Annotated in this window: 20 protein-coding genes, 3 tRNA genes and 1 pseudogene; 10 read left to right on the top strand and 14 right to left on the bottom strand. The window is 41.0% G+C overall.

What is annotated here, in order from left to right; all coding sequences use genetic code 11:
• Nucleotides 1-92 precede the first annotated feature (92 nt).
• The 5 genes from AB8809_RS08760 to uvrY form a co-directional block, all read right to left on the bottom strand.
• Nucleotides 93-1,898 (bottom strand): integrase arm-type DNA-binding domain-containing protein, encoded by a 1,806-nt coding sequence (locus AB8809_RS08760; RefSeq protein WP_349856154.1) that lies wholly within the window; start codon nt 1,896-1,898, stop codon nt 93-95.
• Between the two features lie 228 nt (nt 1,899-2,126).
• Nucleotides 2,127-2,202 (bottom strand) — tRNA-Gly (locus tag AB8809_RS08755).
• Between the two features lie 139 nt (nt 2,203-2,341).
• Nucleotides 2,342-2,890 (bottom strand): CDP-diacylglycerol--glycerol-3-phosphate 3-phosphatidyltransferase, encoded by a 549-nt coding sequence (gene pgsA, locus AB8809_RS08750; RefSeq protein ID WP_010279374.1) that lies wholly within the window; start codon nt 2,888-2,890, stop codon nt 2,342-2,344.
• A 58-nt stretch (nt 2,891-2,948) separates the two neighbouring features.
• The gene (uvrC, locus tag AB8809_RS08745) at nt 2,949-4,781 is read right to left on the bottom strand and encodes an excinuclease ABC subunit UvrC (RefSeq protein WP_015840868.1); all 1,833 of its coding nucleotides are present in this window, start codon (nt 4,779-4,781) and stop codon (nt 2,949-2,951) included.
• On the bottom strand, nt 4,774-5,430 hold the full coding sequence (gene uvrY / locus AB8809_RS08740) for a UvrY/SirA/GacA family response regulator transcription factor (RefSeq protein WP_010279369.1): 657 nt from the start codon (nt 5,428-5,430) through the stop codon (nt 4,774-4,776). The genes uvrC and uvrY overlap by 8 nt, the downstream gene beginning before the upstream one ends.
• Before the next feature lie 643 nt (nt 5,431-6,073).
• On the opposite strand from uvrY, the gene AB8809_RS08735 reads away from it, so the two are divergent.
• Nucleotides 6,074-6,298, top strand: a complete 225-nt coding sequence (locus tag AB8809_RS08735) for a DUF2594 family protein (protein ID WP_015840869.1) — start codon at nt 6,074-6,076, stop codon at nt 6,296-6,298.
• A gap of 92 nt (nt 6,299-6,390) precedes the next feature.
• On the opposite strand, the gene AB8809_RS08730 is transcribed toward AB8809_RS08735, so the two are convergent.
• On the bottom strand, nt 6,391-6,678 hold the full coding sequence (locus AB8809_RS08730) for a hypothetical protein (protein WP_137742527.1): 288 nt from the start codon (nt 6,676-6,678) through the stop codon (nt 6,391-6,393).
• 492 nt (nt 6,679-7,170) lie between these two features.
• A tRNA-Lys gene (locus tag AB8809_RS08725) sits at nt 7,171-7,246 on the bottom strand.
• 336 nt (nt 7,247-7,582) lie between these two features.
• Between AB8809_RS08725 and cycA the strand changes: the two genes are divergently transcribed.
• The gene (gene cycA / locus AB8809_RS08720; protein ID WP_181828957.1) at nt 7,583-8,995 is read left to right on the top strand and encodes a D-serine/D-alanine/glycine transporter; all 1,413 of its coding nucleotides are present in this window, start codon (nt 7,583-7,585) and stop codon (nt 8,993-8,995) included.
• 171 nt (nt 8,996-9,166) lie between these two features.
• Here the strand turns inward: cycA and iraP are convergent, their stop codons facing one another.
• Together iraP and AB8809_RS08710 are read right to left on the bottom strand one after the other, a co-directional pair.
• Complete coding sequence (iraP, locus tag AB8809_RS08715) at nt 9,167-9,433, bottom strand: anti-adapter protein IraP (RefSeq protein WP_015840872.1); 267 nt, start codon at nt 9,431-9,433, stop codon at nt 9,167-9,169.
• A gap of 397 nt (nt 9,434-9,830) precedes the next feature.
• Nucleotides 9,831-10,100: pseudogene (locus tag AB8809_RS08710) on the bottom strand (LysR family transcriptional regulator); the annotation flags it as partial.
• A 379-nt stretch (nt 10,101-10,479) separates the two neighbouring features.
• Between AB8809_RS08710 and AB8809_RS08705 the strand changes: the two are divergent.
• Both AB8809_RS08705 and AB8809_RS08700 read left to right on the top strand, forming a co-directional pair.
• Nucleotides 10,480-10,555, top strand: a tRNA-Asn gene (locus tag AB8809_RS08705).
• Between the two features lie 179 nt (nt 10,556-10,734).
• Nucleotides 10,735-12,015 carry an integrase arm-type DNA-binding domain-containing protein gene (locus AB8809_RS08700; RefSeq protein ID WP_349856155.1) on the top strand — a complete coding sequence of 427 codons (1,281 nt, stop codon included), beginning with the start codon at nt 10,735-10,737 and terminating at the stop codon, nt 12,013-12,015.
• A gap of 114 nt (nt 12,016-12,129) precedes the next feature.
• Here AB8809_RS08700 and AB8809_RS08695 read toward each other — a convergent pair whose 3' ends face one another.
• A complete protein-coding gene (locus AB8809_RS08695; protein ID WP_349856156.1) occupies nt 12,130-13,251 on the bottom strand; it encodes a PD-(D/E)XK nuclease family protein in 1,122 nt (373 codons plus the stop codon).
• A 362-nt stretch (nt 13,252-13,613) separates the two neighbouring features.
• On the opposite strand from AB8809_RS08695, the gene AB8809_RS08690 reads away from it, so the two are divergent.
• Entirely contained in the window at nt 13,614-14,252 is a 639-nt protein-coding gene (locus AB8809_RS08690) for a hypothetical protein (RefSeq protein ID WP_236616670.1), read from the top strand.
• Nucleotides 14,253-14,478: 226 nt separating this feature from the next.
• On the opposite strand, the gene AB8809_RS08685 is transcribed toward AB8809_RS08690, so the two are convergent.
• Complete coding sequence (locus tag AB8809_RS08685; RefSeq protein WP_038911501.1) at nt 14,479-14,964, bottom strand: Hcp family type VI secretion system effector; 486 nt, start codon at nt 14,962-14,964, stop codon at nt 14,479-14,481.
• Between the two features lie 515 nt (nt 14,965-15,479).
• Here AB8809_RS08685 and AB8809_RS08680 point away from each other — a divergent pair.
• On the top strand, nt 15,480-16,166 hold the full coding sequence (locus tag AB8809_RS08680) for a hypothetical protein (protein ID WP_349856157.1): 687 nt from the start codon (nt 15,480-15,482) through the stop codon (nt 16,164-16,166).
• Nucleotides 16,167-16,240: 74 nt separating this feature from the next.
• Here the strand turns inward: AB8809_RS08680 and AB8809_RS08675 are convergent, their stop codons facing one another.
• Together AB8809_RS08675 and AB8809_RS08670 are read right to left on the bottom strand one after the other, a co-directional pair.
• Nucleotides 16,241-16,372 carry a hypothetical protein gene (locus AB8809_RS08675; RefSeq protein ID WP_349856158.1) on the bottom strand — a complete coding sequence of 44 codons (132 nt, stop codon included), beginning with the start codon at nt 16,370-16,372 and terminating at the stop codon, nt 16,241-16,243.
• A gap of 67 nt (nt 16,373-16,439) precedes the next feature.
• Complete coding sequence (locus AB8809_RS08670; protein ID WP_349856159.1) at nt 16,440-16,634, bottom strand: toxin-antitoxin system HicB family antitoxin; 195 nt, start codon at nt 16,632-16,634, stop codon at nt 16,440-16,442.
• Nucleotides 16,635-16,871: 237 nt separating this feature from the next.
• Here AB8809_RS08670 and AB8809_RS08665 point away from each other — a divergent pair, with 237 nt between their 5' ends.
• From AB8809_RS08665 to AB8809_RS08655, 3 genes are all read left to right on the top strand, one after another.
• On the top strand, nt 16,872-17,033 hold the full coding sequence (locus tag AB8809_RS08665) for a hypothetical protein (RefSeq protein ID WP_180778238.1): 162 nt from the start codon (nt 16,872-16,874) through the stop codon (nt 17,031-17,033).
• Nucleotides 17,034-17,923: 890 nt separating this feature from the next.
• Nucleotides 17,924-19,153: an ImmA/IrrE family metallo-endopeptidase gene (locus AB8809_RS08660; protein WP_349856160.1), complete on the top strand. Its 1,230-nt coding sequence runs from the start codon at nt 17,924-17,926 to the stop codon at nt 19,151-19,153.
• Between the two features lie 12 nt (nt 19,154-19,165).
• The gene (locus AB8809_RS08655) at nt 19,166-20,299 is read left to right on the top strand and encodes a beta family protein (RefSeq protein ID WP_349856161.1); all 1,134 of its coding nucleotides are present in this window, start codon (nt 19,166-19,168) and stop codon (nt 20,297-20,299) included.
• A 554-nt stretch (nt 20,300-20,853) separates the two neighbouring features.
• On the opposite strand, the gene AB8809_RS08650 is transcribed toward AB8809_RS08655, so the two are convergent.
• Entirely contained in the window at nt 20,854-21,618 is a 765-nt protein-coding gene (locus AB8809_RS08650) for a hypothetical protein (RefSeq protein ID WP_349856162.1), read from the bottom strand.
• 232 nt (nt 21,619-21,850) lie between these two features.
• Between AB8809_RS08650 and AB8809_RS08645 the strand changes: the two genes are divergently transcribed.
• Nucleotides 21,851-23,350: an SIR2 family protein gene (locus AB8809_RS08645; RefSeq protein WP_349856163.1), complete on the top strand. Its 1,500-nt coding sequence runs from the start codon at nt 21,851-21,853 to the stop codon at nt 23,348-23,350.
• Nucleotides 23,351-23,356 lie beyond the last annotated feature (6 nt).

Here is a 23,356-nt window from a genome sequence, read left to right as displayed (position 1 = left end):
ATTTACGCAGTTGAGAAATAAGATTTTCACAGATCGATGCTCCACCCAAGCCTATAAAGGCTACAGCTTAGCCGAACAACCCACAAACCTCTTCACACTTTTCGGCCAGCCTCGAATGCTTGTTGAGGCAGCAAAACCTGCACAACGTTGTCCATATTATTCGGCGTAATAATATCAATAGCTGCACGATCATCCAGTTCAGGATGAACGCTGGTTAATAAGCGATATACATCCCATCCTTCAGCATGGGGAAGCATCTTCATCATCACCTGCGTCAGTTTGAGTTTCATCGGCACCAGTTGCCACTCAGGCACCCTCTGCCCACGGTTCCCAAGGCTGATTGTCAACAACTTGCCCGCCTTGATTTCTCGATTAATCTGCTCCTTGGATTTGCCAGCCAGTTTGGCAAACTGAACGACTGGCAAGTTGTGCGGTGCTTCATAAGCTGCAAGCATTTCCATCCGTTCACGCTGCAGGTCAGAAATAGGGATTTCAACGACAGATTCAGGCACCGGGCGTGCCGGCACAGCAGACAAGCGGTGAGGCGTAATTCCACCGACGGGTGACGCATCTTTCAGCATTGCCTCCGTCCCATTGCTTTCATCCAGAACAGGCACGCCATCAATGCGAATGGTCAGATGCTGACTGGCCGCTTCTACTTCTCCCTGCTCCAGCAAGTCCAACCGGTCCGCCCAGTCCTGCATCATCTTACGCCGGGGCTCGACGTAGAGTGCATGGTTGTAAGCTGCACTCACCTGGTTGGGATCGCAATGCGAAAGCTGGGCGTCCACCCAAACTTTGGGGTAGCCCACTTCGTTGAGTGCTGTGGAGATCGTGCCACGGATGCCGTGACCAGTGAGCAAATCCTGATAACCCATACGCTTGAGGGCACCGTTCAACGTGTTCTCGCTGATACGTTTTTTCAAATCGCTGCGGTGCGAGAAAAGATACCGTTGTGCCGGCCTCACTTCTTCGAGCAGGTAGCGAACAATCTCAATCGCCTGAATAGACAACGGTACGATGTAGGAGGGAATATCCTGGGGTCGCTTGCCTTTCTTGCGCATATCCGTTTGCAGTTGCTTGACCACTTCCGGAGGAATAATCCACAGCCCTTGTTCCAAATCGAACTGCTCCGGAGTCGCCAACCGTAGCTCACCAGTACGCACGCCCGTCAGCAACAACAAGCGGATTCCGAGTTGCGTCGTGATCGCCCCACGATAACGTCGTACTTTTTGCAGAAGTTCGGGTAGCTCAGGTAAACGCAAGAAAGGATTGTGAACAACAGGTGGAGCAGGAACAGCAACCACATCCAAGTCAGATGCCGGATTGCTCTCCAGTCTTTCGACTTTCACCTGCGCAAATCGGAACAGTTGATTGAGCCAGGAGCGTACTTTCTCTGCGGTGGTGAACGCCTCTCGCTGCTCAATCTTGGAGAGCACGTTCAGCAAGTCGGCACGACGAACGTCGTAAATAGAGAGCTTACTCAGGCTTGGCAGCACATCACGCTCAAAGATGCGCAGAATTTGCGACAAGGTGCTGTTGCGCCCCTCTTTGAGCTCTAGCTTACGATGCTCAACCCATTGAAGAAACACAGCCTTGAATGTGTGCTCGTCGGCAAGTCGTACGAACTGCCGTTTATGCTTACGATCGAGCTTGGGATTGATGCCCTTGGCAAGCAAGGCACGAGCCTGATCGCGCAGCGTTCGCGCCTCACGCAAACCGACCTCAGGGTAAGTCCCCAAGGACATACGCTTCTGTTTGCCAGCCCAAGAATAGCGGAAGTGCCAAGACCGACCGCCCATGTCGGTCACAGCCAATGAGAGACCATCGATGTCGCCTAGCGTATAGGCCTTGCCTGTCGCCCTGGCTTGGCGAACCGCCATGTCTGATAGTGCCATAGTTCCAGCTCCTAACTTGAAGAGTTAGGCTAGATCCTCGACTCATGGCTCGCTCCGACCCAGCAAGAATACGGAACCCCACGCACCCGTTTTTTATGGACTAAAAAATGGACTAAAAAAGCGTGGATGTAGACGGATTCCAGTAGACTTCGCTGGAACGAAAAAAGGACCCGAAGGTCCTATTTTCAACGACTTGCAGACTTCAGTAGCTGTCTACAGATCATAAATTGGAGCGGGAAACGAGACTCGAACTCGCGACCCCGACCTTGGCAAGGTCGTGCTCTACCAACTGAGCTATTCCCGCAACACAGAACTTACTGATTCTTCTAACTTCTTACAAACCAGCGTTGCTGTTGATGCGGTGCATTCTACTGACCTGACACGATGAGTCAACAGAATTATCAAGCAACCACGTTCGTTTGCTGGTTTTTACGGCGCTTCGATCAAGGTTCAAGCAAATCGTGACGTGCGGCATTCAAATATTGGAACATGGACCAAAAAGTCAGCACAGCCGCGATATAGAGCGCCACAACACCAACACCTTCAACAATGCGCTCTGGGCGCCATAGCAAAGCAAAAAGCGCCATCATCTGAGCCGTAGTCTTCACCTTTCCTATCCACGACACAGCAACGCTGCTTCTTTTGCCAATTTCAGCCATCCACTCGCGCAAGGCTGAAATAATGATTTCTCGCGCGATCATCGTTGCTGCCGGCAGCGTAATCCACCAGGAATGATAGTATTCCGCGACCAGCACCAACGCGACAGCCACCATCACTTTATCCGCTACGGGATCGAGGAAAGCACCAAAACGCGTGGTCTGTTTCCAGCGGCGGGCAAGGAAACCATCAAACCAATCCGTCACGGCGGCAAACACGAAAATCAGCGCACAAAGCAGCGGTGCCCAGACGAACGGAAGATAAAACGCCAGCACAAAAAACGGAATAAGAGCAACACGAAACAGGGTAAGCAACGTCGGTATATTAAATTGCATAGCGCTTAGGTAACTATCTGGCTGGAGTGGATACTAAGAGTATGTTGCTACATTGTCCCTAGTGTTTCAATGCATGGAAGATCTTTTCTGCCAATGCATGCGAAATTCCCGGAACATTTGCAATCTCCTCAATACTGGCATTCATCAACGGCTGTAGCCCTCCCATGTATTTCAGCAGGGTTTGACGACGTTTAGGGCCGACACCTTCGATAAGCTCCAGCGTACTGGTATTCTTTACTTTTGCTCTCTTTTTACGATGCCCGCCAATCGCATGGTCATGAGAATCATCGCGAATATGCTGGATAACATGCAACGCAGGAGAATCGGGTGGCAGAGCCACGCCCTCGCCTGTTGCTTCAAAAAACAGCGTTTCCAACCCAGCTTTACGATCACTCCCCTTCGCAACACCAAGCAACAGAGGCTTATTTTTATCCCACGATACTTGTAGCGAGTCAAACACGGCCTGAGCCTGGCCGAGCTGCCCTTTCCCGCCATCAATCACAATAACATCAGGTATTTTACTCTCATCCAGCGCTTTACCGTACCGGCGTCGGAGGACCTGTGCCATGGCAGCATAATCATCACCGGGCGTAATGCCACTGATATTATAGCGGCGATATTCCGAACGTAACGGGCCATTGGCATCAAATACCACGCAGGATGCCACAGTCTGCTCCCCCATCGTATGACTGATGTCAAAACACTCCATTCGATGAATTTCTGGCAGTTGCAAAACGCTTGCCAATGCAGCCAAACGCTGATGAATTGTAGATTGTTGGGACAGTTTTGTGACCAGCGCAGTCGCAGCATTCGTCCGTGCCAGTTTTAAATAGCGAGCGCGATCGCCACGGGGCTTCGTCTGAATCTGCACTTTTCTCCCCGCAACCTCCGTCAGGGACTCCGTCAGCACGTCTTTATCGGGCAAGGTGAAGTCAAGCAGGATTTCTGCAGGAAGCGTTCGGCTTAGGCTTCCTTGTAAATAGAACTGCCCAACAAACGTTTGCACCACTTCACCTAATTCCGTACCGCCAGGCACTTTGGGGAAATAGCTGCGGCTACCAAGCACTTTTCCCTGTCGGATAAACAGGACATAGACGCAAGCCATACCCGCATCAAAAGCCACACTGATCACATCCAGATCTTCACCGTCGCCAGAAACAAATTGTTTTTCCGTTACCCGCCGAACGGCCTGGATCTGATCGCGTATCCGGGCTGCGTCTTCAAAATTCAGATCGCGACTGGCCGCTTCCATCCGGGAAATAAGTTGATTCAGTACCTGCTGATCTTTGCCAGACAAAAACAGGCGAACATAATCAACCTGCTGTTGATAATCCTCTTCGCTAACCAAACCGCTAACGCAAGGCCCGAGGCAACGACCAATTTGATATTGCAGACAAGGACGGGAGCGGTTGCGATAGACGCTATTTTCACACTGGCGCACTGGGAACAGTTTTTGCAGCAATATCAGCGTTTCACGCACGGCATTGCCATTGGGAAACGGGCCGAAGTATTCGCCCTTCGCATGCTTGGCGCCACGGTGAACAGCCAGACGTGGATGAGCGTCACCGCTCAGGAAAATCATGGGGTAGGATTTATCGTCGCGCAGCAAAACGTTATAGCGCGGCTGATAAAGCTTAATGTAGTTGTGTTCCAGCAGTAAGGCTTCAGTTTCTGTATGCGTGATCGTGACATCAATATGCTTGATGCTTTTGACCAACGCCTCGGTTTTGCGGCTGGCGACATGACTGCGGAAATAGCTGGCAAGCCGTTTTTTTAAGTCTTTTGCCTTACCGACATAGATGACCGTATCGCCCGCATCATACATACGGTAGACACCAGGCTGGCTCGTTACCGTTTTTAAAAATGCCGAAGCATCGAAACTCTCACTCACTACTTAACAATGTCTCCGCGGTAAAAAGCCCATGCTTGATAGCCAGATGAGTCAACTCTACGTCACCGTTGATATTCAGCTTGCTAAACATACGATAACGATAGCTGTTCACTGTTTTAGGGCTGAGATTAAGCTGATCTGAGATTTCAGTCACTTTCTGCCCCTTCGTTATCATTAGCATAATCTGTAATTCGCGTTCAGACAAACACTCCAGCGGCGCGTCCGTCTGCGGCTCCAACTGGCTTAATGCCATCTGTTGGGCGATATCAGAAGCAATATACCGCTTACCGGCATGCACTGCTCGAATGGCTGAGATCACTTCCTGAGGGGCAGCAGCTTTACTCACATATCCCGCAGCTCCGGCTTGCATCACTTTTGCAGGCAGAGGATTCTCTGTATAAATAGTGAGCATAATGACTTTTATATCTGGAGTAAAACGCAGGATCTTACGCGTTGCTTCAAGCCCGCCGATGCCCGGCATGCTCATGTCCATCAGGACAACATCCACATCATTGCTTCGGCACCATTTCACGGCATCTTCACCACAGCATGCCTCACCAACCACTTTCAGACCTTTGATATCGTCAAGAATGCGTCGTATCCCTGCCCGCACCAGTTCATGGTCATCAACAAGAAAAACGCTAATCAAAGAATAATTCTCCAAAAAAGGGAGTAACACTTACATAAAAAGTTGCTTGCAGGTGATACTACGTTGGTTTCAAAAAATAATGAACACTGATTTATATGAATATGTATTTTAAAATATGCCGAGAAGGAATAAAGCGCATTCTCGATCATAACAATATATCGTCGACCTGAGGGTGTATGTTGATCACATTCTTAACATTTCAAATACGCCACACAGTATAAACAGTTCGATGGCACAAAATGTATAAAAAACAATGCAAATCAAATGGCATGCAATTGGCTTTACATCTTAAATGTCAATAAAAAGTCACTATTGTAAGCGGAATATCATTAGAAATTTTACCATCGCTTACCGCTTTATTATACAAATAATATATTCAGTGAAGAACGTCCATAGTGAACATCATATGTATTAAACGAAACACATCTATAGCCTTTTCCACGAAAAAACGTCCAGAATATAGTCGCTCTTTTAATAAGTTAAATGCATAAAAAACAGTCACTAAAATGATGTTATCCGCGAATAATATCAACCCACAATATGCTTTATGTTATACTCCCGTCCATCTGGACCTGCCTGTCGCATCAGCGGTAACGCCCGCAGCAGGCGAAGGAAAACATCTTTTTCTTGTTGAGGAGAAAACATGAGCAACGTAGATTTTTCTACTGCCGCATCCGCTGAAACACTGGCCCACGAGGTCACCTGCCTGAAGGCGATGGTGACGCTGTTATTAAAAGCAATTGGCCAGGCGGATGCCGGTAAAGTGATCATCAATATGGAAAGATATATTGCTCAATTGGAAGATGCTGAGCAAGCCGCTGTTTTTGATAACACGATTAAACAAATCAAAACCAGTTACCGTAAATAGCACTATTTGCTACACCGCCATCTTAATAATTTGCAACGGCGGTGTAGTGATATTTAGCTTTGCTTCCCTGATTAGAAAATAGAGACTCTCGTCTATTTATTCCCGATACTGATGAGCTTCAAAAGTAGCGCCTCTTCTTTCTTTTTATATTGCGTTAATTCCGTCACCAACGCTTTATCCAGGAACTGTTTCCTCGAGAGCGCTTTTCTTTCATCAACCAGTTCCCTCAGCTCAGTGAAGCATTCATTTATTTTGTACTCTTTCGAACTTTCGGTACAAATTATCTCGTGGATTGCCTGGCTCAATTCAGACAATGAGATAACTGATTTTGGATCCTGGTGACTTTTTTCTATGACAGCCAGTAATTTTTCGAATCCCATATGAACCTCCGAAATCAAGCAGAAATTTGCTTATGGCTAACCAGGAAATTCCAGCTACCTCTAAACGCCGCCCCAGTGGATGTGAACACAACCCTGTGAAATTTCGTCATACCAAGCTACATACGCACTGGCTAACACCATTACGCGCTGTTGACTATTCCATCTGTTAAGCATAGCACTTTATCGCGACTCTTCAGGGAGCCTGAGTCACATCCTCATCAGGCCGGGCGATAACTTTCAGCAAGATCATCAACCGAGTTATATTTTCACCGACGTTAACGCGCCATATGAATAAAAACACGCCAGAGAAAACCCCATTTATTAAGGATAAAATAGTGTAGTAGAGATGAGATTAAATAAAAAAAATGGGAGGTGTTATTTAATGCAGAAAATACGAATAAATTTAATAAAGGATATAATTAAAAATATGTTAACACAAAAGAAAAACACTAATAACAAATTGAGAGAGTAGCCTTAACTCATTGATATTGTTGGTGGGTCGTGCAGGGTTCGAACCTGCGACCAATTGATTAAGAGTCAACTGCTCTACCAACTGAGCTAACGACCCAACGGGGGAGATTATTCTCCTCACAGACCCGTCTGTCAAACACTTCATATTAATTTTTTATTCACGATAATAGCATTGTTAGCGATTGGTAAATTTGTTAACCTACTCTACCTATTTATCTATGCCTCTCATCGTTTTATATCCTCTTCATTTTAGGGCGAAAAATATACAGCATCACTTTACATCATTATCTGCCCTCTTTATGCCTGGCTATTTCAGACATCCGCTGTAATAAGTACCGCGGTTGAGCTATCTTATTTGTTTCGATTTTCGCAAACGAGAGCCGCCAAAGAGCTCAAAAAAACATCACAGACAGAAACAGGAACGTGTACTTAAATGGTCGAACAATCAAAAGAAACCGCAGATCTCGCCCCTGAACAAGGCGAAGGACTGCAACGGAATCTGACTAATCGTCATATTCAGCTCATCGCCATCGGCGGAGCGATCGGTACTGGGCTATTCATGGGCTCGGGCAAAACAATCAGCATGGCTGGCCCTTCGATCATCTTCGTTTATATGATCATTGGCTTTATGCTGTTTTTCGTCATGCGCGCAATGGGAGAGCTATTACTTTCCAATCTCAACTATAAATCATTTAGTGACTTCGCGGCCGACCTGCTTGGGCCATGGGCAGGCTTCTTTACCGGCTGGACTTACTGGTTCTGCTGGGTTGTCACCGGGATAGCCGATGTCGTAGCCATCAGCGCCTACTCTCAGTTCTGGTTCCCTGATTTATCGCAGTGGGTCTCTTCTCTGCTTTGCGTTCTGCTTTTACTTACGCTAAATCTGGCAACCGTGAAGCTGTTTGGCGAAATGGAATTCTGGTTCGCCATGATAAAAATTGTCGCTATCGTTGCGTTAATCGCAGTCGGCGCCGTGTTGGTGATGATGCAATTCTCTTCCCCATCAGGCAATGTCGCCTCTTTTACCAACCTCTGGAATGATGGCGGCATGTTCCCTAAAGGAATAAGTGGGTTCTTCGCCGGGTTCCAGATCGCCGTATTCGCCTTTGTCGGCATCGAACTGGTGGGTACAACTGCTGCTGAAACGAAAAACCCGAAAGTCGTACTGCCTCGCGCGATTAACGCCATTCCGATTCGCATCATCATGTTCTATGTTTTTGCGCTAATCATGATTATGTCCGTCACGCCTTGGGGTGCGATCACAGCGGATCGGAGTCCTTTTGTGGAAATGTTCGTACTTGTCGGCTTACCTGCGGCTGCCAGTATGATCAACTTCGTCGTCCTGACGTCTGCGGCATCCTCAGCAAATAGCGGCGTCTTCTCCACCAGCCGTATGCTCTTTGGTCTGGCTAAACAAGGCGATGCCCCGAAAAGCTTCGGCATGCTTTCTAAACGCGCCGTTCCTTCGACTGGACTGATGTTTTCCTGTATTTGTTTGCTTTCCGGCGTTGTATTGATCTACCTGATTCCGAACGTGATGACCGTCTTTACGTTGGTGACCACCGTCTCCGCTATTTTATTCATGTTCATCTGGAGCATCATCCTGTGCTCTTACCTGACCTATCGTAAAAAGCGCCCTCAGCTACATACCGAGTCATCCTATAAAATGCCATTGGGTATTTTCATGTGCTGGGTATGTCTGGCCTTTTTCGCTTTTGTTATTGTACTGTTAACATTACAACCAGATACCCGGCAGGCGCTGATTGTCACGCCGCTGTGGTTTATTGTTCTGGCTATTGCTTATCAGTTTATTCGTCGGAAAAAGCAGACTATTGACGTGAAGTAAAAAGCATATAAATGCAAGAAAGGCGCGGACAACGTCGGCGCCTTCAGTTTTTTTCAGCAAAATCACACATAGCACAAGTATTCTCTATTATTGGATATAAACAATTCTCAATTGGATATGCAAAATTAATATGCGATCAATTAATGTCGTCACCATTGATATATAAGAAAGTTATTCCCGTAATGAAACGGTTGTGATTCGATTGATATTTTTTGCTAATAGTTCGAAAGCTAAGGAATTATGGTCATCCTTTCGCTGAGAAGCATCAGCAACAGCGCCTTCTATCTTTCTATTTAACTCATTGATTTTACTGTCATCAAATGTTGAAACAATGGCAGAAATCAGCATCTCTAACGATTCAATCTTCGCGTTAAGCGCTTTTTCTCCAACTTCTTTTTCTGCCAACTTTATTAAAAGATGAGAGAGGATATTATTCATTTGAACTCCTAAATCAAAAAAATAACCGTCATACACCCATAAGGCAAGACCTGTCATGACGTACAGGATTAGAGAAAACATAACGAAGATTAATGTAACACTGTGAATGGCCTGATCGCTAGTGTCTATTATCATTTTACGGAAATCATATTCACACTGCGGCAATAAAATGAAGTTGAAGATAAATAAACCAAATAAATAAAAAAACTAAAAACCCATTTTATTTTTAAGAGCAAAAGTCGCTTTTCTGAAGAAGATCGATAAAACTGTGAATTGTGATGAAGTTCACGAAAAAAAAACAGAAACACATAGACTTCAGGCAGAATGCCAGAAAAGAGAATCAGATTAAGTAGCCAGCCATCGGGAAATGGCTGGCTCTAATCGTTAACGCTTACGCACTCATTGATTGTCGTGCGCCACTCACCGCATCCTTTGCCTGTTCACACTGTGACAATATCGTCTGTGCATGAGAATAAAGAATTTTCCCCGCCTCGGTAGGCGTTACACCACGCCGACTCCGCACCAGCAGCTGTTTTTCGAGTTCACTCTCCAGCGTCGCGACCTGCTGGCTCAGCGCCGGTTGTGCAATATGCAACAACTCAGCAGCCTGCGTCAGGCTACCGATATCAACGATTTTCACAAAATATTTGAGCCGTCTAAGATTCATGTCTGCCTCCTGAGTAGTTACCCTAAAGAGGTAGCAAAAAGCGCGCCATATTATGTTCCTATACCTAAGAAAAAGTGATACCTCATTGATAAGCCACAGGTAAAATAAGGAAAAGCAATGATTCTGCTAACCAACCCCTCTGATTTAACATGCAGAACCTGTCACAGAACCACTCCCCATCTGCACCATCCTAAAGCAAACCCTGCTATTTTAGAGTGCAGCCCTGCCCGCTAACCGGCACGTTTCACTGCTTTCCCGTGCTCAACTTGAGCAATAATTTCAATATGTTGGTTATTAGTTCGGCAATCAAACGCACCGAACGATAACAGCCTTTGACAACCCGAAATGCTCCCGCTATTATCCATCGCACTTAACCGATTCCTCTGTAGTTCAGTCGGTAGAACGGCGGACTGTTAATCCGTATGTCACTGGTTCGAGTCCAGTCAGAGGAGCCAAATTAAAGAATGTAGACGTCTACGGGCGTCTACATTTTTGCATTTAATCAATCACTTGCCTCCCCTCTCTTGTCTACTAACATCCACTGAAATACACCTATATCCAGCAATTTTGTTGGTAGATTTCTTGGTAGTTCTGGTTAGATTTTCCTTATACCAACAAAAAGGAAAGAGAATCTATGTCACTTACTGACACCAAAGTAAAAAAAGCTAAACCTCTTGAGAAAGAATACAAGCTTACTGATGGTCTTGGTATGCACCTGCTTGTCCACCCGAACGGATCTAAATACTGGCGGCTTTCCTACCGCTTTGCACAAAAGCAAAAACTGTTAGCGTTGGGCGTTTACCCTGCTATTTCGTTGACTGACGCAAGGGAGCGTCGTGATGAAGCGCGTAAGCTGATTGCTAATGGGATTGATCCCGGAGCTAAGAAAAAGGCAAGTATCAGGGATCAACCAGGGACACACGATGAGTCCCGCTCCTTTGCTGTAATCGCTCGTGCATGGGCTGAAACCAAAACCAAGTGGTCAGAAGACTACAAGGTTAAGGTCTGGAGACGTATTGAAAGCTACCTTCTGCCAGATCTGGGAAAACGTGGTGTATCAGAGCTTGATACCAGTGATTTACTCATCCCCCTCAGAAAAGTTGAGAAATTAGGCTATCTCGACATCGCCATGCGCCTGAAGCAGTATACAACCTCTATCATGCGATACGCCGTCCAGCAGAAGATCATCAGTTATAACCCTGCTTATGATTTGCAAGGCACTATCGAAAAAGGTGAGACAGTTCACCGCCCTTCTATCGAAATCTATGAAATTCCCGATCTCTTACAAAAACTCGACAACTACCGTGGCCGGGGTCTTTTAACAGAATTAGCGATCAGGCTCACATTATTGGTTTTTGTCAGGTCAAGTGAGTTACGTTTTGCCCGATGGAGTGAAATCGACTTCAAAAAATCTCTCTGGGTTATCCCTGAACAACGGAAGGAAGTTAAAGGGGTAAAACACTCTGGCCGTGGTGCCAAAATGAAGAGAAAGCATTTTGTCCCACTGTGCAGGCAGGCGGTTGAGATCTTGGAAGAGGTTAAACAGATCACTTATGGTGAAAAAGTTGGTGATGGGTTTATTTTCACCGGGTTTTACGACAGTGATTCTGCGATGAGTTCAGGCACTATCAATAAAGCCCTTCAGCGTATGGGATATGACACCAAAACCGATCTGTGTGGGCATGGCTTTCGCACGTTAGCTTGTAGTGCATTAACAGAATCTGGATTGTGGTCGGAAGATACAGTCGAGCTTCAAATGAGCCATAAAGAGAAAAACACCGTTAGATCTGCTTATACCCATAAAGTCAGCCATCTTGATCAGCGTAAACTGATGCTGCAATGGTGGGCTGATTTTCTGGATGCGAATCGCAATGGAGTAGTTAGCCCGTTTGAGTTTGCCAACAGGAAGCAATAACCACTGCCCTTTTAGCCCCTTCATGGTCGTTGGGGCTTTTTCAGGCACGCGGTTCAACGTAGATGGGCTACATTTTGTAGGAAAGTAGCCCATATCGTGCAAAAAAAGCCGCATTTACAGAACAGATTTTATTTTTTCATTCACCCACACAGTCATATCATGCAGCAGCGTCATTGCTCCCTGTTTATCTTTCGATAGCCCCCAGAAACTGAGAGAAAGATGGGCTCCATTTTTTGAGGAAGAGACAGAGTAATCTTCATTACTTGCACTCGGTATGAAATCATTCCTGGCTATGCTCTTTTCTACTTCACCCTTGAGATAGGCTATATCGGAATATTGATTTTTATTAATTTCAGCATTGACATAAAATTCAATTCCATCCCCATCAGGACTATAAACCAAAGTCATATACGTTTTTTCGCCTCCCCACTCACTTGGATAAAAGTGCAATGCTTTATAATCCTCATCCCAATTATTCATACGATTGGTGATATTGCTGTCAGGAAGGATTTTGGAAATGACACTTTTCCCTTCCTGAGAGATAGTATTTTCAAACGCCTCCAAAAGCTGTTTAGCTTTTATAAGTTTTCCAAAATTTTCCGTGATAAAATCAGACTGTTCATTACTCAATAAATCACTCATTTCTTCCTCACTCAATGCAGATAGATGGGATAAAAATTCGTTGTAGAAAATCGTCCATTTACTTAATGGTTCATTAATCATATCCTGACCCAGAAGGGAAATTGCCATATCAGCCAACTCAGTATAGGTAATAACTTCCCAGTCATTATTTACTGAGCTTTTATTCCATGAGGGCTTAAGTATGCACTTATATACATCTTGATTATTATCAATGTATTTCTTAAGTTGTTCCTCATATTTTTCAAACGGATTGTTAATACCGGAGATAACTTTATTCTCTATGCCGATTATAAAATCGTCATGGCATATTACGATATCGATTCTTTCTCCATCCTCACAGCCCACTTCTCTCTTGGCAGTGAGTGACGAAAAATCCATATTCTCAGCATCTACTTTTAATACTTTTAATAATGCCTTCAACAACCACGGCGTTACTTTTCCATGACCTCCCATAAACAATGCCATTAAATCTGATGTAGGGTTTTCAAAATAACCACATCCACCTACATCAAAGAAATTAGGCTCAGGGATTTCTTTAATCGTTATCTTGCTAAGTTGTTCCAGGAAATCATCTGGAAAAATATTTCCGCTCATAATCCCTCATATAATAATTCAATCATAAAAACAGTTTTTGTAACTCAATCACTTTTTACGCCAGTTACTGACCGGTGAATTCTTTGGGTCAGTGGCATAGATGATACCGTCTTTCGTTAAAAATTCATTGAGTTATTCACGACCTAACGGTTATCTATATCTGAAAATCAACACATCCCCCTCTGATAACCGCCTTTTACATTGTTTTTTGAGACATGAGCATACCTTCAACCATGATGAATCAAATAGCGGTTATCCTCACCAAATAAATAGCAAGCTATTAATGTAATAAGAATGTATTCCGCTCATTAGTTGATTGCATTACAATCAATCGTAACGCAATCATGTAATTCACGGATGGAATGACAGTGACTGAAGCAGATCTGGATGAACTGGCTGACCGTATAGTGAAGATGCTAACCACTACGGATTTTTATGAAGGGATGGGATCTGGAATATCAGAGATAGGCAAGAACTACGGTTATCTCGCATATGGCTTTATAGATACCGACTCTCGCTCATCAAGAGAAAGAGAGGTAGAAAGGCTGATCAGAGCGATTCATAAAGGGATTGTATCAAGAGATAAGATCATTGAAGCAATAACCCGCATATTCAACATCTTCAACCGTAATGTTTCCGAAGCTAAAAAAGAGGCAATTTATAATAAGGTAGCCGGAGGATTGGTCGGTGGATTCATTGTTTCTCAGGCTGTGATGATCACATCCAAGCGCATTGGTAATATGCCAAAAGTGTCTACCGCAATGGTGTATTATGTATTGCTATTAGGTGGAATGATGGATAGAGCAATATATAGATCCCGGTCGTTGAGAGAGCAGAATCCTGAGGTTTATTCAGAACTAAGAAGAGATGATTTAGATCTTCTTTTCTTTCTTTTCGAAGATCAAGTGGAGCCACTGGTTGAAGCGATAAAAATGAGAAGAACTTATGGCGCAGGTATGTTTAACAATCTGATTGATAAAGTTGAATACCGGATGAAATGACATGCTTAAACTCTTAAAAAAAACGGTCTATTTTTTATTTAAAAACATCATATTTGCTCTTTTCAGCATATCCTTTCTTTGTATCATCTATATTTTATTGGTTGGATATGCTCCGTGGAATGAAAAAACCATTCATCTCATCATCGCCATTGCAGTCTGCTTCGGATTAGGGAAGCTCTTCACATGGCTTGATGAAAAGTGAATGCAGGGCCTCCCCTGCACTTGTTCAGTTCATGAACTTCGTCATTTCCCACAATGCATAACCAGACGTTCCGGCTTTGTGGTGCGTCCATGTCACATCTTTATACCTGATAGAGATATGCTCCAATATCAGGCCAGCCCCATCATCAATGATATTAGGCATGACGAGGTTGATATCAGATATGAGTCCATCATTGATCTGAATGGAGAAAAACTTCTCTTGCTTGGCATGTTGCGTGGTGCGGTAAAAGTCGAGCAGCACTTTGACCTTCTCTTGCTCGTTCAATGCCATTGCCATTAACGGCGTTGACTTGTCGATAGGTTTTACCAGGGTGATTGGGTTATGGACGGCATGGCCGTCATTGCTCATCATATGGTTAAAAGCCAAAATCATGATTTCATCGGTATGCCCTGCCTGATATCGGTTACCAATAGATTCTAATGTGGAGCAACCCTCAGAAATCAATCCCTGTGATTTACCTTCGATAGTCATGTATGCATAATTAGCCATATAAATTTCCTTTTCAATGGTTTTGCACTTTGCATATTATCGTTAATGAACACACAAGACCATTGATGCAATTATAATGATTAGGATGATATGGATATCAAAGAGCTCAGCGAATCGATTTGCTCATTCGTAAACTATGATGGACGTTCCCCGTTGACTGAGAACGAAATAACCCTAATATACGAGTTTAAGAAGCAGCTTCTTGGTAGTGAAGTTGAGCCTCGTGATGTTTTTGTTGAAATGTATTTAAAGCACTACAGACACTAAAACATGGTGGTTAATTAAATATCCCATGATCCTTAACTCCAAAATGAGGGTGTATTCGCAGGCTTAACATTACTATAAATAACATATATTAAATATATCAATTAGATAAGTAGATTTTTAAAATCACCTCTTTATTTAAAGAGGGAAATGCCATTAAAAATAATTATTTTAATTTAACACATCAAACATTTATCAATTGTTATACTGATAAGGGTACTTACTAAAAAATTTATGTGAGAGAATGAGACATGGCTAAAAGGGAAGATAGTTCAGGTTATTGCTACCATTGGATTAGAGCAAACACATCATTAGGAAACAAAGAGTTATGGTATGAAGATGCATTTCAGACCTTAATAAAGATACTTACTTCTGGAGAGTTAAAATCTGGGCAATCGTTAAATATAACTTATGGTCATCCATGTATTTGTTTTACGGAAACCCCAATAAACTTTATCCACACTGACCGTTCTAAATATCAACCTTTTGGATTGGAGTTTTATAAAAATGACATATATACACTTGGTGGAAAGCAAATTATTAACTGCACTCAGGAAGAGTCTCATTCGTTACCGGATAATCTTAAATGGAGATATGCAAGACATGAGCCGTTACTAAGAGATAATGACCATCCGCATGGGATTGATTTCACATGGGAGAGAGAAATCAGAGTGAATAGCAGTGTAATTGATTTTTATGGAGAAAGCTCCATAATTGGTCCTACTTATAGAGGAAATGTTGATTTTGCTTTTAACCGTATTTTAGTTCCTAATCATTTCTTTCTAAAAAAACTCTTATATAATCTTTCAGAATATTATAAAAAAGAGTTCAATGAAAACTCTCTTAAAAAACCAGAAGATGCTCCGCTGTATGATGAGTTTTTTTATTGTTGGATCGAGGAATATGAGCGCCGCATTCAATCATTGAACATACTCTGATAGGTTATTTCTGAGTAAAACAGATTTCTGATTTGCATCATGGCGGTATTTTCTCAACCGCCAGATAATAATTTTTAATCGAGTGCATTACATGCTGTAGTATTGTCAATGACACTGATTATTCCGAGCGGCTTACCTGTAAGTTTGTTGTATTTCGCTGCCAAGTCTATTGCTGCAACCAGTAGCTCTTCGACTTCATCGTTCACTTACATTTCCTGTGAGATAGGTTTTGCTAGTTTTTGGCCAAGACCAGGAAAGGGAGAGAAAACCCGTTCACCCATTCGGCTCAATCCCCTGCTTTCTCAATTCCTGACGGGCAAGCTCTTTGAACCAGTTTCCGAGACTAACCCCTTCTTTCGCTACTACTTCGTCTAACTGTTCGCGTAGTTCAGGTGAGATCCGGATCTGAAAAGTGGGTGATTTCCCTGTTGATGAAGATTTCTTCGTATCGCGTTTTATCGTTGACATGTACGTACCTTTTTAACTATGCTGAGTTTTATAGGTACGTACACTATCACAAACGCATCTTATACTCATCACCAGTTTCGCCCCTGAAAGGTATTAGCCTACCAGACAGGGGCTAACCACAACGTTATGGAACTAACGATATGGCTATCAGCAAGTCTAGCAATTCCCTTTTGGATAAGCACCTTAAACAAGTTAAGCGCTATTTTAACCTGTTCTGGCAAGATACGGAGGTGCATCATGTTCGATAACACACCTTTAGAGCAGGAAGAAATCATCGATCAGTGCAGAGCACTGATCTACGCAGTGATCGAGACCAAACAGCCACAAGTCAAAGAAATTCTGACGTTCATCCTCTGGGAAAGGCTTGACTGGCTGTATCAGGATTTTCATTCAGAATGAATGATACACAAACTCAATGATGTGAAGTTATTGCAACTCCTTCAAATGGATCTGGCATATCCTCTTGTTCAGATCCCTTCCCTCAGTTAAATCATTGCTCTTAAAACAAACAACTATATAAAATCCTAAGCGAGGACCGACCCGAACATCGCAACTATCCTAATGATCTTAATAGAATAATTTAATAAAGATCAGCAAAGATACCATCATTAATCTCATCAGTATCGTTCCGTGATGATGGAATCATCACTGATGATAGGCTTATTTTTGTGAAAGATGCATCAGAATATCGATTTTATCCAAACTCAACTTGATATCGCGATTCCCGCTTCATATCAACATAATGATTATGATAAAAATATCAGCCCCGCCAACCTGTAACTTTCAAAAGTCAAACAACATAAGTAGCTGATTATAAAATACTTTATCTCTACTCACGCTTTTGTAGCACTCATCCATCCTTTTGATCTAAATCATATTTTTGTTCTAATTAATAAGCTTTGCATTGACTCTATAACTTCAGCATCCATAAAGAGATAAGAGCTGAATTCGCAATGTTCCACTTATGGGAACATTGTATTGACATTCAGAATCACCACTCTTATTCTAGTTCCCAAATGGAGAACATCGATGCGACTAATCGGCAAGCAAAGGCTACAAGTACTAAGCGGCACTAGCACGGAAACAGATGTTTGGCTTTCCGCTTGGATTACAGAGCTAACAAATGCTTACTGGAAAGATGCTAAGTGCGTTCTAGATGCTTTTCCCAGAGCACAACAGATTGATAATTTATGCTATGTGTTTTTTGTCCGTGGCATTAAATCGCAGAGCATAAAAGTTACGTTCCAGTTTGAAAGGAGCATTGCTGTGATCAACCAAGTGGTATCTAAATGAGTAAAATTACTGAAGTTCGAGTGATTCGAACTGAAGAACAATATCATGCGTCTCTTTCAGAAGTTGAGAGATTACTCAGATTGGAGCTTCCTGCTGGTTCTGAAGAATCAGAACGGCTTGATTTACTCACAGTTGTTATTGAGAATTATGAAAACGCCAATTATCCAGTAACCCCTGTTGATCCTATCGACGCCATCAAATTCAGAATGGAGGAACAGGGTTTACGTCAAGCAGATTTAACCCCATATTTTGGAACGAAAAGCCGTGTATCAGAGGTTTTATCTGGGAAACGACCTTTAACTGTTGCCATGATTAAAGCCTTATCAATAGGTTTAGGGATGTCTCCCCAAACATTATTAGGCTTAGAAACAGAAACTGGATATGCAGATCGCTCGCCAGTTGAAGAAGTAAATTGGTCAAAATTCCCTATAAAAGAAATGCTTTCCAAAGGTTGGATAGAAAACATCGCGTCTCAGACGAAGGTGAGCACTGAAGAAAAAGTTAAAAACTTCATTGAACGTTTGGGTGCAAACTATTCTACAGCAGCCTTCAAACGCACACTTAATGGTGAGGCTTACTCACCAACGACTGTTTATAAATTACATGCATGGATTGCAAGAGTCGTTCAGAAAGCCAGAGAAAAAAATCTCGAAATTACCTTTAAAAAAGATTGTATAAACAAAGATTTTTTGAAAGAAATCGCACATTTAAGCTGGTCTGAGTATGGACCTTTATTGGCGGTAGAATTCCTGGAAAAAAATGGGATTTGTGTAGTAATTGAACCATGTCTAACAGGCACGGCTGTTGATGGAGCAGCTCTGAAAGATATTGACGGTAGACCAATTATTGCTCTCACCCTCAGACAGGATCGCTTGGATAATTTTTGGTTTACACTTTTGCATGAGGTAGTTCATATATGGAAACATACAGACTCCAATAATACATTTGTTGATGATCTTGAAACGTTCAAAAACAGCACGGATAAAATGGAAGCTGAAGCCAATCGAATAGCGAGAGATACTCTCATCCCTCGTGTCATTTGGAAGCGAAGCTCAGCTTACTTAAACCCCAATACTGTCACGATTGAAGAACTGTCAAGAGAGTTAAGAATTCATCCCGCTATAATTGCAGGGAGAATTAGGAGAGAGACTGAAAAATACAATCAATTTTCTGAGTTAGTAGGTCAAGGTGAAGTAAGAAAACATTTCCCTAATCATATTTGGTAGACGAGGTTCTATATGTATCCTAAATATATGCCAATTTTAAAAGCTAAGAAAGGTGAGCTAGATGCCATCAACTCTATGCTCCCTTATCCTCATGTCATGGAGGACATGCTTCCAATTTTTGAAATACCATACCTCTCCAAAAAGCAAAGATTGAAAAAAAAATACTCTACCATCAGAAACCCTGTTGAGTTCTTCCTAAATAACAGTATTAAAAAACTATCAGAGGAAATGAAAAAATTCCCGATGGGAGTAGACATAAGTAGATGGCCGCCTAATTCTGCACTTGAATCTGGTGAACACATTTTAAGTCACATCATTAGTTCCTTAAATAATACTGGGTGTAATGTCATTCCTGTCATCGGTTATGACAGATGGGAAGATGATGAGTATGCAACCACTTTACAACAATTAGGAGCAAGTCAGACTGACTTTATCATTAGACTCAACTCATTTGCTTTTGAAGATATGATAGAAGAAGAACCATTTTTTGAAACAATAGACGATATTTTAGCCTCGCTCGGTGCAATGCCTGAAAATTGCTCAGTGGTGATAGACTTCGAAGATATAACAAAAACATCGATTGTTGATCTAAATGAAAAATTGCAGAGAGCACTAGATGCATTGCATAAATATAATTTTAAATTCATATCGATTGCTGGAAGTTCAATAACTAGTGACATTAATGGTATGGTTGCTACTCACAATTCAGAAGGTATCGTAATCCGTAAAGAAGTTAAAGTATGGAAAGCATTTAAAAAATTCCAACCTGGACTAAATTTAGTCTTTGGCGACTATGGTATTGTAAATCCTTCCATCGGCGATGACATCATTGCACCAGATGCTAATGGCAAGATTAGATATACTATAGATGATAGTCTTTTTGTGGTAAGAGGTTACTCTAGGGCCACCGGTAAAAAAGGGGCTCAAATGCAAGATTTGAGCAAAACCTTAGTTTCATCTCCGCATTATAAAGGAAGTCAATTTAGCTGGGGTGACAAAAAAATTCACGAATGTGCTATTGAAGAATTTGTCGGCAACACAACGAATTGGGTATCAATTGATACGTCACATCATGTAACTCATGTAGTTGCAGAAGTTAGAGAATTCGAATTAGTTATCCAGCATCAAAGAGAATATCAAAATTAAAAATAGAGTTTTCCTTTCAAAGGAGGTAGTACATATAAATAATTGACTGATGTAATTCTACAAGCCACACTCTCAGTAAATTACTTTTTAGTAAAACCTACGTCCATGGGATGAAATAAAAAACCATCCAAAACATGTGTGCTTAAATTGGAACTACATAAATATCGGAACATGAGGCTGTTTTTTATCTTTTTTAATAAACGGAATAAAATATGTCATATGTAATCGGCAATAATTATTTTTCTACAAGACAGGAAATAATTAAGAAGACACAGAGCATTTTAAATACAACAACAGACAATCAAGAGGTTAGTGGTAGGGATTATGATTTTTTGATTGAGTTATTCAAAAAACCACAGTGAATGGAAAAAAAAAGTGGAAATAATTTCTCAGGGATCACAGTTGGTAAATCGTTGCATGGCACAAGATGTTTTTATCTAAAAACTGACATAGTCTTAGAAGACATTTCTTTTCACCATACAGTGAAATGTATTAAAAAATGACCGACAACAGGAATTTAAGAATTATTTAGACAAAAATCCCCATAACACTAATCATTTTATATATCTCTTAGCATTGTTAGCAATGCGCACATCTTTCATTGCATTCTTAAGGTGAATTTCTATATCTTCTTTTTTAGAAAAATCTGCTGGCATAATAATTATGTCATTAAATTCTAAAGTAAGTGGTGGGATACAAATAAAAAAATGAAAAAAGAACTCAGGAATCATAAAAAAATAGTGATAGCAATTATCAGATTCTAATTTGAAGGGAGTTGTTGCAATTGGGAATAAATCTTTTTCGTTGACATAAACAATTAATGGTAGGCAATAATCGGCTTCATGGAGAAGATATTTTCTTATTTTAATTAACTCTTTTCTTACCAATCGAGGAACATTCTTACACACTATATTTCTAAATAGATTTAACATTGCGAAATATTTAATTACACTTACCATTTCATGTGTAAAAAAAAGAATATTTTTTTCATCTAATCCACCACAAATATCCTTTTTATATGCCAACAACTTTTGTTTCCTGACGTTCGTCATTTGGAGTTCACGAATGATTTCAGCAATAACAGTTTCTTTTTCAGAAAATAACCCTTCACATGTTGAACAAAGTAGAGTTTGTTTTTCTTGACGTTGTGACTTTTGTAAAATACCTAACCGGTTATCAACAACCATCGGTGAGCAATCGTTTATTTTCTCATATGGTTGACATTTTCTAATAATTTTATAAATAAACTTAGATATCAAATGACTATCAACAAGCTTTTTATTTTTACGACAAAGTGGACATTTATTAATATTTAGCATTATTTTCACCGAATAAAAAAACAAAAAATTTGAGTAAATGACTGTGTAAAAAATGAAACCAAGAGATAACAGTCGAATTAAATGCACGATTAGACTACTTTACTGATTTATGAATTTCTTATGATGTGCTGGACAACATACATGAAGAAGAATAATAATGTAAATTAAAAATGCAGTTGAATATTGACACCACCAAATTAAATACTATCAAATCAACAATTTATGGTGAAATATGGAGATTAATGAGTTTATAGGAAACTATCGAAATCATCCAGTTCTTTTCATAGGGACGGGGTTCAGTTTGCGATACCTGTCTAATTCTTTTGACTGGAATGGTTTGCTATCCCACATATGTTTCGAACTCACTGGGGATAAAGAAGCTTATCTTGATATTAAATCAAAGTGTTACATTAATGGAGAGTATAAATATGAAAAAATCGCAAGTGATATAGAAGAAAAATTCAACGAAAATTTATCTAAAGATAGAAATGGTAAGTTCAAAGAAATAAATGATATTTTCTATGACGAAATGGATAAAGGTATTAATTTAAGTCGATTCAAAATATATATAACCAAATTATTATCAATTACATTAATCAAAGAAGAAAAAAATGATGAAATAGCTGAATTGATAAAAATGAGAAAAAATATCGGTTCAATTATTACGACTAATTATGACACATTAATTGAACAATTTTTTGAATTTGAACCATTAATAGGCAATAGCATATTACTTAGCAATCCATATGGTTCTGTCTATAAAATACATGGTTGTGTGTCTTCGCCCTCGGAGTTAACTATAACAGAGAGCGATTACAATTTCTTTGATAGCAAGTATGAATTGATAAGAGCTCAATTACTGTCCTTATTCATTCATAACCCTGTTATTTTTATTGGGTATAGCATTAGCGATAGCAATATACAGAAAATTTTAAAAACCATTTTCTCCTACGTTCCCACTAACTCTGATATTGCCAACAAAATTAGAAACAATTTTTTACTAGTAGAGTATGAAAAAAACTCACAATCCACCACTATATCTGAACATGACATATATATAGGAAATGCAACAACAATAAGAATCAACAAAATTAAAACAGACGATTATTCTTCAATATACTCAAGTTTATCGGATTTAATTTTACCGGTGTCAGCTATGGACATTAGAAAAGTCCAAAAAGTTTGGAATGAGATTAAGAGCGGTGGCGATATAGAGGTAAAAATAACTGAAGACTTAGAGCAGTTAAAAAATGGACAAATGGTTTTAGCTGTAGGCTCGCATAAGCGGGTTAAGTATGAGTTCCAAACCAAACCTGAAATGATGCAAGATTACTTTAAAATCCTTGATGAAGCTAATAAGCAATTAATAATTTTATTAAATAAACAAAAAATACAAAGCTCGCAGTTTTTTCCTATATTTGCTTTCAGTGAAATCTGTCCTGACTTAGAAAATATTAGTACATACAAAGAACAGCAAATAAAAAAACTTGGTGACCACTTTGATCGAACGTCTAATAACAATTGTAGAAATGAACACATATCTATAAATAATTTAATCAGCGATTTTAACATTCCATTATCTAAGAAGGACGACTGTATTTTTCATAGTTATTATGAAAATCGTGTATCGTCTGAAGAAGTTAAGAATTTCCTCTTAAACTGTGAAGACAAAAACAGCACGCCCTATCGTCGTTTACTATGCCTTTATGATTATAAAAACTACAGTTTATGATTGATT

Origin of the sequence: Pectobacterium aroidearum (genome assembly GCF_041228105.1) — a bacterium.
GTDB classification, from domain to species: Bacteria; Pseudomonadota; Gammaproteobacteria; order Enterobacterales; family Enterobacteriaceae; genus Pectobacterium; species Pectobacterium aroidearum.
Note: the sequence above shows the minus strand (reverse complement) of the source record. Positions and strands in the feature narration are given on the sequence as shown.